The sequence below is a fragment of the Virgibacillus sp. W0430 genome, from assembly GCF_051846935.1.
GTDB lineage: Bacteria > Bacillota > Bacilli > Bacillales > Amphibacillaceae > JBPYCR01.
This window is the reverse complement of record NZ_JBPYCS010000045.1, coordinates 1-14,076: the sequence shown is the minus strand read 5'-3', so window position 1 is coordinate 14,076 and position 14,076 is coordinate 1. Positions and strand designations below refer to the sequence as shown.

General features: G+C 38.3%; 14 protein-coding genes, 2 tRNA genes and 2 rRNA genes. 3 read left to right on the top strand and 15 right to left on the bottom strand.

Annotated features, from left to right (window positions below; all coding sequences use genetic code 11):
* Positions 1–133: 133 nt before the first annotated feature.
* From ACLIBH_RS13910 to groES, 3 genes are all read right to left on the bottom strand, one after another.
* Positions 134–574: a site-specific DNA-methyltransferase gene (locus tag ACLIBH_RS13910; RefSeq protein WP_439317314.1), complete on the bottom strand. Its 441-nt coding sequence runs from the start codon at positions 572–574 to the stop codon at positions 134–136.
* A 555-nt stretch (positions 575–1,129) separates the two neighbouring features.
* Complete coding sequence (gene groL, locus ACLIBH_RS13905) at positions 1,130–2,764, bottom strand: chaperonin GroEL (RefSeq protein WP_439317313.1); 1,635 nt, start codon at positions 2,762–2,764, stop codon at positions 1,130–1,132.
* Positions 2,765–2,839: 75 nt separating this feature from the next.
* Positions 2,840–3,121, bottom strand: coding sequence for a co-chaperone GroES (groES, locus tag ACLIBH_RS13900; protein ID WP_439317312.1), 282 nt, complete (start codon positions 3,119–3,121; stop codon positions 2,840–2,842).
* Positions 3,122–3,390: 269 nt separating this feature from the next.
* On the opposite strand from groES, the gene ACLIBH_RS13895 reads away from it, so the two are divergent.
* Entirely contained in the window at positions 3,391–4,110 is a 720-nt protein-coding gene (locus ACLIBH_RS13895) for a lysostaphin resistance A-like protein (protein ID WP_439317311.1), read from the top strand.
* 2 nt (positions 4,111–4,112) lie between these two features.
* Positions 4,113–4,286 carry a YdiK family protein gene (locus tag ACLIBH_RS13890; protein WP_439317315.1) on the top strand — a complete coding sequence of 58 codons (174 nt, stop codon included), beginning with the start codon at positions 4,113–4,115 and terminating at the stop codon, positions 4,284–4,286.
* A 66-nt stretch (positions 4,287–4,352) separates the two neighbouring features.
* Here ACLIBH_RS13890 and ACLIBH_RS13885 read toward each other — a convergent pair whose 3' ends face one another.
* Together ACLIBH_RS13885 and moaC are read right to left on the bottom strand one after the other, a co-directional pair.
* Positions 4,353–4,982, bottom strand: coding sequence for a redox-sensing transcriptional repressor Rex (locus ACLIBH_RS13885; RefSeq protein WP_439317310.1), 630 nt, complete (start codon positions 4,980–4,982; stop codon positions 4,353–4,355).
* Complete coding sequence (gene moaC, locus ACLIBH_RS13880) at positions 4,972–5,472, bottom strand: cyclic pyranopterin monophosphate synthase MoaC (RefSeq protein ID WP_439317309.1); 501 nt, start codon at positions 5,470–5,472, stop codon at positions 4,972–4,974. Before moaC ends, ACLIBH_RS13885 begins: the two co-directional genes overlap by 11 nt.
* Positions 5,473–5,638: 166 nt before the next feature.
* Between moaC and ACLIBH_RS13875 the strand changes: the two genes are divergently transcribed.
* Positions 5,639–7,576: an ABC-F family ATP-binding cassette domain-containing protein gene (locus ACLIBH_RS13875; RefSeq protein ID WP_439317308.1), complete on the top strand. Its 1,938-nt coding sequence runs from the start codon at positions 5,639–5,641 to the stop codon at positions 7,574–7,576.
* A 227-nt stretch (positions 7,577–7,803) separates the two neighbouring features.
* On the opposite strand, the gene ACLIBH_RS13870 is transcribed toward ACLIBH_RS13875, so the two are convergent.
* From ACLIBH_RS13870 to ACLIBH_RS13825, 10 genes are all read right to left on the bottom strand, one after another.
* Positions 7,804–8,979, bottom strand: a complete 1,176-nt coding sequence (locus ACLIBH_RS13870; RefSeq protein ID WP_439317307.1) for an FtsW/RodA/SpoVE family cell cycle protein — start codon at positions 8,977–8,979, stop codon at positions 7,804–7,806.
* A 308-nt stretch (positions 8,980–9,287) separates the two neighbouring features.
* Positions 9,288–10,298, bottom strand: a complete 1,011-nt coding sequence (gene tsaD, locus ACLIBH_RS13865) for a tRNA (adenosine(37)-N6)-threonylcarbamoyltransferase complex transferase subunit TsaD (RefSeq protein WP_439317306.1) — start codon at positions 10,296–10,298, stop codon at positions 9,288–9,290.
* Positions 10,295–10,744: a ribosomal protein S18-alanine N-acetyltransferase gene (gene rimI, locus ACLIBH_RS13860; protein ID WP_439317305.1), complete on the bottom strand. Its 450-nt coding sequence runs from the start codon at positions 10,742–10,744 to the stop codon at positions 10,295–10,297. Before rimI ends, tsaD begins: the two co-directional genes overlap by 4 nt.
* 2 nt (positions 10,745–10,746) lie before the next feature.
* Positions 10,747–11,445, bottom strand: a complete 699-nt coding sequence (gene tsaB, locus ACLIBH_RS13855; RefSeq protein WP_439317304.1) for a tRNA (adenosine(37)-N6)-threonylcarbamoyltransferase complex dimerization subunit type 1 TsaB — start codon at positions 11,443–11,445, stop codon at positions 10,747–10,749.
* Positions 11,446–11,484: 39 nt separating this feature from the next.
* Positions 11,485–11,934: a tRNA (adenosine(37)-N6)-threonylcarbamoyltransferase complex ATPase subunit type 1 TsaE gene (gene tsaE, locus ACLIBH_RS13850; RefSeq protein WP_439317303.1), complete on the bottom strand. Its 450-nt coding sequence runs from the start codon at positions 11,932–11,934 to the stop codon at positions 11,485–11,487.
* A gap of 5 nt (positions 11,935–11,939) precedes the next feature.
* Positions 11,940–12,911 carry a thiamine-phosphate kinase gene (thiL, locus tag ACLIBH_RS13845; RefSeq protein ID WP_439317302.1) on the bottom strand — a complete coding sequence of 324 codons (972 nt, stop codon included), beginning with the start codon at positions 12,909–12,911 and terminating at the stop codon, positions 11,940–11,942.
* A 369-nt stretch (positions 12,912–13,280) separates the two neighbouring features.
* Positions 13,281–13,357 (bottom strand) — tRNA-Asp (locus ACLIBH_RS13840).
* Positions 13,358–13,400: 43 nt separating this feature from the next.
* Positions 13,401–13,477 (bottom strand) — tRNA-Met (locus tag ACLIBH_RS13835).
* Positions 13,478–13,591: 114 nt separating this feature from the next.
* A 5S ribosomal RNA gene (rrf, locus tag ACLIBH_RS13830) occupies positions 13,592–13,707 on the bottom strand.
* A 144-nt stretch (positions 13,708–13,851) separates the two neighbouring features.
* Positions 13,852–14,076, bottom strand: a 23S ribosomal RNA gene (locus ACLIBH_RS13825); the annotation flags it as partial.

Genomic DNA, 14,076 nt, shown 5'->3' with positions numbered 1-14,076 from the left:
CCGTTTAATAGAATTGATACACCTTTAATCAAAAAACTAGTGGAGGCCTTTGCAAATACCATGAGAATATAATCTAAAAAATTGAACTATATAAAGTTTGAAAGAGGAAGATTCAAAGGGTTACTTTAACACTTCAATGCGTTATTTCAGCAGGAGGGGCTGGCCCCTGCTCCCGTAGTAAATCGTATTTTTCCGTATCTTCCTTACTCATACTAGCTTTTAATACCGTATCTTTATACGGAAAGTCGAGTACAACGTCTGTTGATTCATCAATGAATTTACCACCTGTTGTTAAGCCGATTTTCTTGGAATATGTCGTATAAGAATCTTGCCAGTATTCATCAGCTTCAAATAATTCAAGCAGTTTATTCGTCTGTAAAACAGTGTTACCTGCGATATTAATTGTGAAGTTACTTTTTAATGTTTCGTTTGAAATAAACGCTTCCAGTAATTCTTCATTATAGTTATCCAAGTCTTGAATTACTTTGTTTTTATGTAGGACATGATCGAGAAAGTATTTATCACCGAATTGTTTTAACACATTTGTAATTGCTTCATTAATCTTTGTTCTCATTTCATTTCCCCCTATATGTACTATTCTGCTTCTCTATCAAACTCTAAAATATTATCGACTTGACATTGGATCATACGACATATTTCTTCGATACTCTCCAATTATATGTATTCATTCTGCTATATTCGTGTTGTACTATTTCCTGAAAAGCTACCCTGGTTCTGTAGTTTTCGCATTGTCTCATTTCGCGACCAGCCTTCGTATTTCCTCATACGACAACGACTTACCTTCATCATATCATTTTTTTCACACATTATCTCGGCCTGATTCAGAGCTTACTTCATCTACTACCGCTTAAACGACTTATATCTACTTGTTTCTTTATACCGCTTTGTTTATTTCATCCTACAATTAAAAAATCCTTAATTCAATAATAGAAATTAAGGTAGTATAATAATGGTTTTATATTCGCTAATACAGAAAGAAAAAAGAGGCTTCTCACAAGTTTGGACAACTCATGAGAAGCCTACATTAATCTTTCCTATGTTAGCAAAATGTTAGCATTTTGCTGACAGTCTACATAAAACCTTGTCGTATCAAGGGTTTAGAGACTAATTACATCATACCCGGCATGCCGCCGCCCATGCCGCCCATGTCAGGCATTCCGCCACCTGCGTCTTCTTCAGGTAGGTCAGCGACTACTGCTTCGGTAGTTAGGAACATGGATGCAACAGATGCTGCGTGCTGTAATGCAGAACGTGTAACTTTTGTTGGGTCAACGATACCAGCGTCAATCATGTTTACCCAGTCGCCTTTTGCTGCGTCGAAACCAACGCCAACTGCTTCACCTTTTAGACGTTCAACAACGATTGAGCCTTCAAGTCCAGCGTTTTCTGCGATTTGACGAACTGGTTCTTCTAGTGCGCGCAATACAATGCTTGCACCAGTTGCCTCATCATCTTCAAGTGATAACTCAGCTACTTTATGGTAAACGTTCACAAGTGCAGTACCACCACCAGAAACGATTCCTTCTTCAACAGCGGCACGTGTTGAGTTAAGTGCGTCTTCCATACGTAGCTTACGCTCTTTTAATTCTGTTTCTGTTGCAGCTCCAACTTTAACAACTGCAACGCCGCCAGCTAGCTTAGCTAGACGTTCTTGTAGTTTTTCTTTATCAAATTCAGAAGTTGTTTCTTCAGCTTGTGCACGGATTTGTGCGACACGGGAAGAAATTGCTTCTGGATTACCTGAGCCTTCAATAATTGTCGTATTTTCTTTAGAAACAACTACTTTTGATGCGCGACCGAGCTGAGATACTTCTGTACTCTTAAGGTCAAGTCCAAGATCCTCAGTAATCACTTCGCCACCAGTTAAAATAGCGATGTCTTCAAGCATTGCTTTACGACGGTCACCAAAGCCAGGAGCTTTAACTGCTACTGCGTTAAATGTTCCACGTAGTTTGTTTACAACTAATGTTGCAAGTGCTTCGCCTTCTACATCTTCCGCAATTAGAAGAAGTGGCTTGCTCTCTTGTACGACTTTTTCAAGTACTGGCAATACTTCTTGAATATTGGAGATCTTTTTATCTGTAATCAAGATGTACGGATCTTCCAATACTGCTTCCATTTTATCTTGGTCAGTAACCATGTAAGGTGAAGCGTATCCACGATCAAATTGCATACCTTCCACTACTTCAAGCTCTGTAGAGAAGCCTTTTGATTCTTCAATCGTAATTACACCATCGTTACCAACGCGTTCCATTGCTTCAGCAATTAGCTTACCAACTTCATCGTCTCCAGAAGAAATTGCTGCAACCTGTGCGATGGATTCTTTATCTTCAATGTTCTTGGAAATAGACTTCAATTCAGTAACTGCCGCTTCAACTGCTTTTTCAATACCACGACGGATACCTACTGGATTTGCTCCAGATGTAACGTTTTTCAAACCTTCGCGAATCATTGCTTGAGCCAACACGGTAGCTGTTGTAGTACCGTCCCCAGCAACATCGTTTGTTTTAGATGCAACTTCAGATACGAGCTGTGCACCCATGTTTTCGAAACGATCTTCTAATTCGATTTCTTTTGCAATTGTTACACCGTCATTTGTAATGAGTGGTGAACCAAATTTTTTATCTAAAACAACATTACGACCTTTAGGTCCTAATGTAACTTTTACTGCGTTCGCTAACGTATCAACACCTTTAAGTAAAGAACGACGTGCATCTTCGCTAAACTTAATTTCTTTAGCCATATTTATAATAACCTCCTTGAATAGTTAGGTAAGTATATAAGCGTTATTCACACAAATACGAAAACAATTGTCTTCTTAGTTAACAACTGCTAAAATATCATTCTCGCGTAGAATTAAGTATTCAGTACCTTCATATTTCACTTCAGTACCTGCAAATTTTGAGAAAATAATACGGTCTCCTTCTGCAACTTCTAAAGCGACTCTTTCGCCATTTACAATTGCACCGGAACCAACTGCAACTACTTTACCTTCTTGAGGTTTTTCTTGTGCAGAATCTGGAAGTACAATACCGCTTGCAGTCTTTTCCTCTTGCTCGACAAGCTCAATCACAACACGATCTCCTAGTGGTTTAATCATGTGACAGCCTCCTTAATTCAATAATGGATTTTCATTATTAGCACTCAGTCACGTTGAGTGCTAATACCAATTATTATGATAAATAATGTATATAAAAAATGCAAGCATTATCTTTTAATTTTTAAAAATAAATATAAATCGTTCTAATATGTATGATTCGTGAAATATGCTACTATCATAATAGCGTTTTCCCTTTGTTTTTTTAAACAATTTGTTTATGATAAGTTTTACGCTCAAATTACATACAATGCTAAAGGAGTCGTTGTTTTTTGGCAAAGCGATATTGGTACGTCATTATCACATACGTTATCATGCAGTTTTCTACATTTATTGTTACACCTTTACTTTACACTCTCTTACCGATTAGTAAAATGAACGCTGCTATTTATTGGAGTGTGGCTAGCTTTATTATTGGACTGGTTATCGTTTTATTTTTAATGAAACCAGATATGAAGCAGATGCCTTCCCGGGATGCTGCCAATAGCTCCTCGATTGTCTTATGGAGTATTGTCGGTGTTTTCATGGCTTACACCGCTCAATTTATAGCTATTTATATCGAAACAGAATGGTTAGGAATTACGATAGGCTCTGAAAACACTGCGATGATTGTAGAAATATCACGAATGGCACCAATTTTTATTATCATCCCTGCAGTAATTGCTCCGATATTGGAAGAAATAATTTTTCGAAAGATTATTTTTGGTTCGTTATATAAAAGAACCAATTTCTTTATTGCTGCAATTATTTCGGCACTTGTTTTTGGCTTCATCCATGGCGAGCCGATCCATATATTAATCTATGCGTCAATGGGATTTGTATTTGCGTTTCTATATGTACAAACAAAACGAATTATTGTTCCGATCATCGTTCATATGTGTTTAAATACGATTTCGGTCAGCTTACAGCTGCTGTTTGATCCAGAAGACTTGGATCGTATGCTTGAAAAGCAACAAGAGGTAATGACGATATTGGGGGCTTGGTTATTTTGATTATGGCGATTGTTTATTTATTAATGGGCGTTTTATTTACGTATATTGCCATTCAAAGCGCACAAAATACAGGCTGGAGCTTTACAACAATTTTGCTTACATTAATTGCAACGCTTGACTTCGGTGTTGGCATACGATTGATGAAAATGTATCTTTTCCCTAAAAGAAATAAGTAACTCACTAAATAACGATTAAAATGCAAAACATCCGGCAAAGGGAGCTCTAATTGCCGGATGTTTTAATTATGTATGAAGTGGATAATGCTTTAAGAAATAAACCAACGCCTGTAATTCGACAGATAAATCGATATGATGGACACGTACGTGATCTGGGACAGAGATTCGTGCAGGCGTAAAATTTAAAATGCCATCTATCCCATGAGCAACGAGTGTGTTTGTAATCTCATCTGCAGATACTGCCGGGACAGTTAAAATAGCGACTCGAACATCGCCTAACTTTTCTTCTAATTGATCGATATGGTAGATCGGAACACCTGCTACCTCTGTACCAATCTTACTGGAATTTGTATCAAAGCCAATCACAATTTTTGTATTATTGTTACGTAAAAAATTGTAGTTTAAAAATGCTGTTCCAAGATTGCCAACACCTATTAAAGCGACTTCTGTCAATTCATCCTGATCAAGCGTTTTTCGAAAAAAACCGAGTAAATATTCCACATTGTATCCATACCCTTTTTTACCTAATGCCCCAAAGTACGAAAAGTCTCTCCTAATCGTTGCCGGGTCTACTTTAACTGCTTCGCTTAATTCTTTGGATGATACGCGTGTTTTCCCTTGATAATTCAAATTGTTTAAAAAGCGATAGTATAATGGCAATCTTTTTGCCGTTGCTTGTGGAATCTTATTGCTCATGATTATCGTCCCCCCGATAATAATCTCCTGATTTACCACCTTTTTTCTCTATTAAATATGTTTGTCCAATTACCATTCCTTTATCGATCGCCTTACACATATCGTATATCGTCAAGGCTGTTGCCGACGCTGCTGTTAACGCTTCCATTTCAACGCCAGTACTCCCTTTTGTTTTGACAAAGGCCTGGATAATAAGTTCATAGCGATCGTCATTTACTTCCCAATCAAATGTAATATCAACTCCTTTTAGTTGAAGCGGATGGCACATCGGTATCCACTCAGATGTTTTTTTTGCCGCCATAATACCTGCAACTTGTGCAACGGCGAGGACATCGCCTTTTTCAATGGATCGAACATTTATTTTAGTATAGATTTCTTTTGTTACAAATACACTCGTTCGTGCCAGCGCTGTTCGTTCAGTCTCATTTTTATTGCTTATATCGACCATTCGCGCTCTGCCTTGATCATTAAAATGAGTGAATTTTGCCATATAGTTCATCTCCAGTTTAATAGTCTATTCCCATTTTAACAGATATTCGAGCACAAAACGTACTATTTAACCCATTATCATTGCTAGGTGATGAAATTGAAGCTAAACTGAAACGTAGCAACTCTTTTTATTTCAAACGATTGTCCAAGCAATTAGAGGTGAACATATGATTATTATGCAATTAAACAATGTATCAAAAGCGTTTGGTGCAGAAGATATTTTAGCGAATATAAAGCTAGATATAAAACGTAAGGATCGAATTGCTATAGTAGGTCGAAATGGCGCTGGGAAGTCCACTCTGCTGAAAATAATGAGTGGGGAGTTGGCTTTCGACAGCGGAGAGCTAATTAAACCGAAGGAAGTATCTGTCGGTTATTTACCTCAGCATACGAGCCTTGAATCGAATAAAACAATTTGGAATGAAATGCTGGACGTTTTTCAAGATGTTATCGAGCAACAGGAGGAGCTCCAACGCCTGCAAAACCAAATGCAAGAAGCGGCGGAGTTGGATACCGCTGCATATAAAAGCTTATTGTCCGATTATGACAAAAAGCAACAAGCGTTTGAACAAAATGGCGGATATCAGTATGAATCGGAAATAAAAGCTGTATTAGCTGGGCTTCACTTTACAGACATCGATTATCATACCCCGATTCATACGTTGAGCGGTGGTCAAAAAACACGACTCGCTTTAGGGAAGCTCTTACTACAAAGCCCAGATTTACTTATTCTTGATGAGCCGACAAACCATTTAGATATTGAAACGTTAACATGGTTAGAAAGATATTTGAACTCTTACAGCGGCTCTATTGTAATCGTCTCGCATGATCGATATTTCCTAGATAAAACCGTAAACATTGTCTATGAGCTGTCCCGAAACCAGTCTAAAAAGTATTACGGCACGTATAGCCGATTCCTCGAAATGAAAGCAGCCGCATTTGAACAGGAATGGAAGCTGTATGAAAAGCAACAAGCAGAAATAAAAAACATGGAAGATTTTATTCAAAGAAATATTGCTCGCGCATCTACGACAAAAAGAGCACAAAGTAGACGAAAACAGCTTGCTAGGATGGAGCGAATGGATCGACCACTCGGTGCGGAATCGTCTGCTTCTTTTTCCTTTGAAATTAATCACACGAGCGGAAATGATGTTTTAAAAGTAAACGATTTTTCCTATTATTATACCAACCAGAAAGAGCCTGTATTTGAACATGCTACCTTAAACATCCAACGTGGGGAGAGCGTTGCACTTGTTGGAGCAAATGGAGTAGGAAAAACAACCTTTCTAAGAGCTATTCTTGACAACAAAAATAATGAAACAGAAACGATTCAATTAGGTTCAAACGTGCAGATAGGCTACTATGATCAAGAGCAAGCCGATTTAACCTCGTCCAAAACGGTCCTTGCAGAGTTATGGGACGAATATCCGTCTGTAAATGAAAAGGATATTCGAACCGTTCTTGGGAACTTTTTGTTTTCTGGTGACGACGTTTTAAAGCACGTCCAAACATTAAGTGGTGGTGAAAAAGCACGTTTAGCACTTGCGAAGCTTATGATGCAGCGGGCTAATTTGCTTATTTTAGATGAACCGACGAACCATTTAGATATCGATAGTAAAGAAGTTCTGGAAGCCGCATTACTAAATTATCCGGGCACGATATTATTTGTTTCCCATGATCGTTATTTTATTAACAAGCTTGCTGACCAAGTCGTTGAATTAAAACAAGATGGCACAACTGTCTATCTAGGTAACTATGATTACTACTTAGAAAAACAGCAAGAGGAAATAGAGATTATGCAATTGGAACAAACGGAAGTGAACGAGCCGAAAAAGATTACCGATCGAAAGCTCTCCTTTCAGCAGGACAAGGCTCTTCAAAGGGAACAACGAAAACAGCAACGACTCGCAAAAAAACTAGAAGAAGACATTGAAATGGTTGAGATAGAAATTACAGAGCTAGAAAAGCAAATGGCTCAGCCGGAAGTTTTCCAAGATCATGAAAAAGCACACGCATTAATGATCCAAGTAGATAAGGAAAAAGAAAAGCTAGATAAACTTATGGATGAGTGGGCTTCCGTTCAGGAAAATATCCTTGAAGAGTGAATAGTCTGCAACAAAAACCGAAGTCGAACAAGCCCCTAATAAAAGTGGACTTGTTCGACCTCTTTTTCGATACTCTATTGTTTATTGGTTTTCAGATGACCGAGAGAAAAAAAGGAAAGCTCACCATCCCCTCCCCCCGCACAAAGCGAGTATAGTCTGTGAGCAATCAAGGTAAGAAAGCTTTTTATCCATTTTTACCTAAATGTTCCTAACTAAAAGAAACGGGTTTATTTAAATAGATAATCGTCCTGTCTTGAGCATTCTACTGCTACTCGATAAACGAGACCGTACCCGATCATTGTCGATAAAACCGAACTGCCTCCATAGCTAATTAGTAAAAGAGGTATACCTGTTATCGGCATAATTCCAATTGTCATACCTATATTTTGAAAGGCATGGATAAGCAGCAAGCTCATAAAACCGAAGCATAGAAACGAGCCAAATACACTAAACTTGTAGCTTTTTAATCCGAGCGTTACAAGCTTATACATTAAAAGAAAATACAACAATATAACGGCAGCTCCGCCAATAAAACCGAAGCTTTCTCCGATAACAGAAAAAATAAAGTCTGTTTGTGCTTCTGGTAAGTATACTTGTAAACTAGACATTCCTTTCCCCATTAGTTGACCAGAACCTACCGCTAACAGGGAGCGATCAATTTGGAATCGATCGTCGCCTGTTTGTTGAGACGGATCAAACCACGTGAGAACCCGGTCAATTTGATACGGTTTAATTCCTAATATTGTTTGAGATAACTCGGGAAAATTAACTATAAGTAAGATTGATAAAGCAAGTGCAGCAACACTGCCTAGGACTAATAATACGATGATTTTCCAATCGATGCCCGACAAGATAATCAACACTCCAGCTATAAAAAGAAATACAACGGATGATCCTAAGTCAGGCTGTTCTAAAATAAATACTACAGGGATAATTGTAATAACAACAATTTTCACAATAAGTAAAACGTCACTTTTAAGCGAATTTTGTACATATTTTTCTTTATGCTTACTAATTAGTGCGGCCAATAAGATAATTAGGGCAATTTTAGTAAATTCAGATGGCTGTAAAGTAAAACCAGGTATTGCTGTAAACCAGCTTTTCGCATTATTAATTTCTTTTGCAATACTAGACGGACTGAAATGCAAAATAACTAATAATAAAACACCAAATACGTATATAAAAATACTTGACTTGTATATTTGGTCTAAATCAATGAACTGGATAGCAGCCAGAACAGCAATTCCGGCTGCAAAAAATAACGTTTGCTTTAACACAAAATTTTCTCCAGCATATTGTTCCAATTGCTGCGCATTAAAGATAGCGAGCAAGCTGACGACGATAAATAGAATGATTAAAATAACAAAATCCAGTTGAATATAATGCGATTGTTTTTTGGACATGATAGCTTCACCAAGTCTCCCTTGTAGAGTAAGCAACATGCAATACGTTCCGTGTATTAACAGTTATACTTTTATTAAGAAAATAAGTTTTGCTATGAACCATTTAAAAGAAGGTATCAAATCACGGTTGTGTGCAATTATTCAAATTGTACGATTGGAAGTACAGCAGTTCTGGTGAGGAAAGAGAAACAACAAAAAAGAAAGTGATCCAGATTTAATAAGAACAGTAGGATCAATAGTTGCTTACTCGATGAGTAGCTTAATACGTGCTCTCGTGTTACGCCTCTAGCTGTTGAATTCCAAACACTTTATTTAATAAGCAACGAAGGGTTTGCATTTAAGTCCCAACCAGATCTTCTTCCTTGCTCGAATGCAACACTGCCTGCTGCTGCAATCATTGCTGCGTTATCGGTACACAGCTTTAAAGATGGTACAGCGAGTGGAATGTCTGTTTGTGCGAATTCGCGATTTAAAGCGGTACGTAATCCTTTATTTGCAGCAACCCCACCTGCAATGATAACTTGCTTTACATCATAATGCAATGCTGCTTCGTACGTCTTTTTAGACAACACTTCAACAACACTCGCCTGAAAACTCGCTGCTATATTTGCCGCATTGATTTTTTCTCCACGTTGTTTTGCATTGTGAAGCGTATTAATAACAGCAGACTTCAAGCCACTAAAGCTAAAGTCAAAGCTACCCTGCTCAAGCCATGCACGTGGAAACGGAATTTCGTCTTTCCCTTCAGCTGCTAAACGGTCGATATGTGGGCCACCTGGATATGGTAAATCCAACATACGCGCCACTTTATCAAATGCTTCGCCAGCTGCATCGTCTCTAGTTTCGCCAATTACTTCATAATGACCATGCTCCTTCATACGTACGAGCTCTGTATGACCACCAGATACAATTAAAGCGAGTAAAGGAAAGGCAAATTCATTTTCCAAACGGTTCGCATAAATATGACCGGCAATATGATGTACGCCAACGAGTGGTTTATTTTTAGCAAAAGCTAATGCCTTTGCAGCATTTACTCCAATGAGTAAAGCGCCAACAAGCCCTGGCCCTTCCGTTACAGCAATTGCATCAATAGCGTCCCAATCAAGCTGAGCTTCGCGAAAGGCTTCCTCCAATGTAATGGTGATTTCCTCAACATGATGTCTTGATGCAATTTCAGGAACAACTCCACCAAATCGTTTATGGCTATCTATTTGAGAAGCGACAATATTAGCCAATACTTCCTTCCCATTTTTAACGATCGCTACCGCTGTTTCATCGCAGCTCGTTTCTATTGCTAAAATAAATTGGTCTTTTTTCATAATAAATTCACCCACATTATTACAGCATCTTCGCCATTATCAGTATAATAATTTTTACGGATACCGCCTGGTATTAATCCAAATTTGCGATACATATTTTGTGCAACGGTATTAGAAGCGCGTACTTCTAGCGATAATCGTTTCACGCCAAGTTGTAACGCATATTGACAGGAGAACTTAAATAGCTTCTCCCCTATTTTATTTCCTCTGTAATTTGGAAGTATTGCTATATTTGTTATTTGTGCATCGTCTATTACAATCCATAATCCAGCATATCCAACAACGACCTGATCCACTACAGCAACAAAGTAATGTGCATGGTCATTAGTATTAATTTCTTGCTTAAATATTTCCTCAGGCCATGGAGATGAAAAAGACGCTGCATCTACTTTCATTACTTCGTTAATATCATCCAATTCCATTTTTCTTATTACAAGTTGTGCCACTTCTACTGAACATCCTTCTGTGCTTTTAGCCAATTTGCTTCTGCCTCAGCCATACGTAAGTAATTTGGTGTCAATGAATGAACATCTTCTGGTTCTTTTTCAAGCCCTGCCAAGGCAACATGAGTAGCATTCGTCACATGGTATGGCGATTTAGGAATTATTGCATTTTCACCCATGTACTGTATAATCATTTCTTTAAATGAGGCAAGATGAGGACTTAGAAACAGGATTGGTTGATTAATTTCTATAAGTTTACTTAACCAATTTTTCATTGGCATATTTGTTTCCTCATAAACTAACTTCATCCGATGTTCTTCCCATTTGTATAACCCGGTAAATACAGTTTGTCTCCGTGCGTCAAAAAAAGGGCAAATGTAACGATTGGCCAGAAGCCCTTGATACGCTAACGCTTCCAAACTGGATACACCAACAACAGGAATTTTGAGCGCCCATGCCAATGACTTCGCAGTGGTTACTCCTATTCGTACGCCAGTATAAGAACCAGGCCCTTTCGCTACAATTATTTTATCTAATTCTTCTGGCTTCATTTCGATCTTTTGCATTAAGGAAACAACGGCCGGCATTAAACGTATCGAGTGATTTCTATTTACCTTTGTGCTTAACTGTCCGATCAATTCTTCGTTTTGTAATAATGCAAGAGCAAGTACTTCATTCGATGTATCTATTGCCAGTACGTTCATTTGTAACGACTCCTTCTATCACCAAATACGTAGAGATTTTTAACCTATAAGCGCATTTACTGCTAATTTATAGTGCATTCCTACAGGGTTAAAAGATACAATTCGTTCATGTTCGCTAACATAATCTATTTTTATATTTAGACGTTCCACAGGCATAAATTCATCAATAAATTGTGCCCATTCTACAACCGTTATTCCTTTTCCAGAAAAATATTCTTCAAATCCAATATCTTCATCCGAATGCTCTAATCGATATGCATCCATATGATAAAGGGGAAGCTCACCCTTATATTCCTTTACAATAGTAAAGGTAGGACTTGTTACAACACGTTTAATTCCTAGTCCTTCAGCTATACCTTTTGTAAATGTTGTTTTACCAACACCTAAATCCCCTTCCAGCGTAAGTACGTCACCGGGCTTTAAGTACATCGCTAGTTTAGCTGCAAGTCTAATTGTTTCTTGCTCTGATCCGGTTTTAACACTTCGCATCTTTATCACCTTCTTAAATGGGTGTACCCCTTCTTATTGAGTGGAACCTGTTGTTTATTTTGTTTTAAGAAAACGTGTCCATCACTTGTTTTACGATGCACTACTTTTCCAATTTGTGTAACTGGTAACTGCAATTCTTTTGCACAAAACTGGACATGCGACCAGTCCTTTTCTGAGACAGTTCCCAGTAATTCAAAATCTTCACCGCCAAACAATTTCCACTTATATTGCAAATCACATGGAAATTGAGATAGAAAAGGACTTATCGGTATTTTTTCAGAATCAAGTATGAGAGCTACATTTGATGCTTCTGCTAGTTCAGCTGCTTCATTAGCAATCCCATCACTAATATCGTTTAATGCCATTCGTTGTATATTACGAAGCGCACGAGCAAATGACACCCTCGGTTCAGGCTTCACGTGTCGGTTAATGAAGTAGTTTTGATTTATATAATTACCTGAATGCTGTAGGATGTATAATCCTGCTTGTGAATCTCCAACTGTTCCCGTTACAAAGACGACATCATTTTCCTCTGCTAAACTACGGTAGCGTGCTCGACCTTTATCTACATAACCAATCACGGTAATTGTAACAGACCATTCCTTTCCAGAAACGGTATCACCACCTATTAGATCCATTTGATAGGTGGAGGCTATGTGTCTCATGCCAGAATACATATCTTGTAAGGCTCTTTCGCCTAGTGTATCGGGTATAGTAATCGAAACAAGATAAAAAGCAGGAGATGCACCCATTGCTGCCAAATCACTAATGTTTGCTGCAAGTGCTCGATAGCCTACTTGAAAAGGCTGCATCGTTTCCGTGGAAAAATGAACACCATGTACTAATGTATCAACTGCAGTAACAATGTCTTTGGACTGCTGACGGATTACTGCCGCATCATCACCTATCCCTTTAATAACAGTGGATTGCTGATATGATTTTTGCTTTATTGAGTTAATAAAGGAGAATTCATCCATTCAGATACACCATCCCTTTTAACTAATATAATCATGATAGCAAAAAGGACAGGAAAAGAAAAAGATTAGTGATAGATAGATGAATTAGTGTAGACGAACGAGGTAATTTATTTATCTCGCTCCTTTGTAAGACGGAGTCGTGCTTTATACTACGATTAATCTTCTTAATTTCTATAAACATAAAATGTGACTTGTTTATTTCTCTTTCATTTACACTTAAACCTGCAATACAATAAAGAAGAGCCTGGCATTGAGATAGAGCACTCTTTCTACAAACATGCAGTCCAGCAGTAGAATATATAAAGGCATAAAAAAACATGATCTCCGTATATGGAATCATGTGCTTAATAGTTACTATATGGTATGAAATGGCGATCCGGACGGGACTCGAACCCGCGACCTCCAGCGTGACAGGCTGGCATTCTAACCAACTGAACTACCGGACCGTTTATATTTATTACATAACATACATGTTATGTATAATTAAATTGGTTGCGGGGGCAAGATTTGAACTTGCGACCTTTGGGTTATGAGCCCAACGAGCTGCCAGACTGCTCCACCCCGCGGTATGATAGATATACAATTAGTTGGTGTTTCTTTTTGAAAACATACATTGTTTACTTAGCAGAACTAGTACCTATCGTTCCACTCTATAATATAAGTTGGTATTTTATTGCTCGGCCTGGCGGCGTCCTACTCTTGCAGAGGCAAAGCCTCAACTACCATCGGCGCTGGAGAGCTTAACTGCTGTGTTCGGTATGGGAACAGGTGTGACCTCTCCGCTATAACTACCAGACCGTTGTTCTTTTGTTAATCGTGTACTTTTTTAGCGACATTTCCTATTATAAATGTTTTTCAGGAAAAGTCAAGGGTTTTGATTCATACCTTGAAAACTAAATAAGAATTGTTTTCATCAATGGGCATCATCAGCCAAAAATAGTTAGTTAAGTCCTCGATCTATTAGTATCCGTCAGCTTCACGTGTCACCACGCTTCCACCTCGGACCTATCAACCTCATCGTCTCTGAGGGATCTTACTCACTCGAAGTGATGGGAAGTCTCATCTTGAGGCGGGCTTCATGCTTAGATGCTTTCAGCACTTATCCTTGCCACACGTAGCTACCCAGCTATGCTCCTGGCGGAACAACTGGTACACCAGCGGTGTG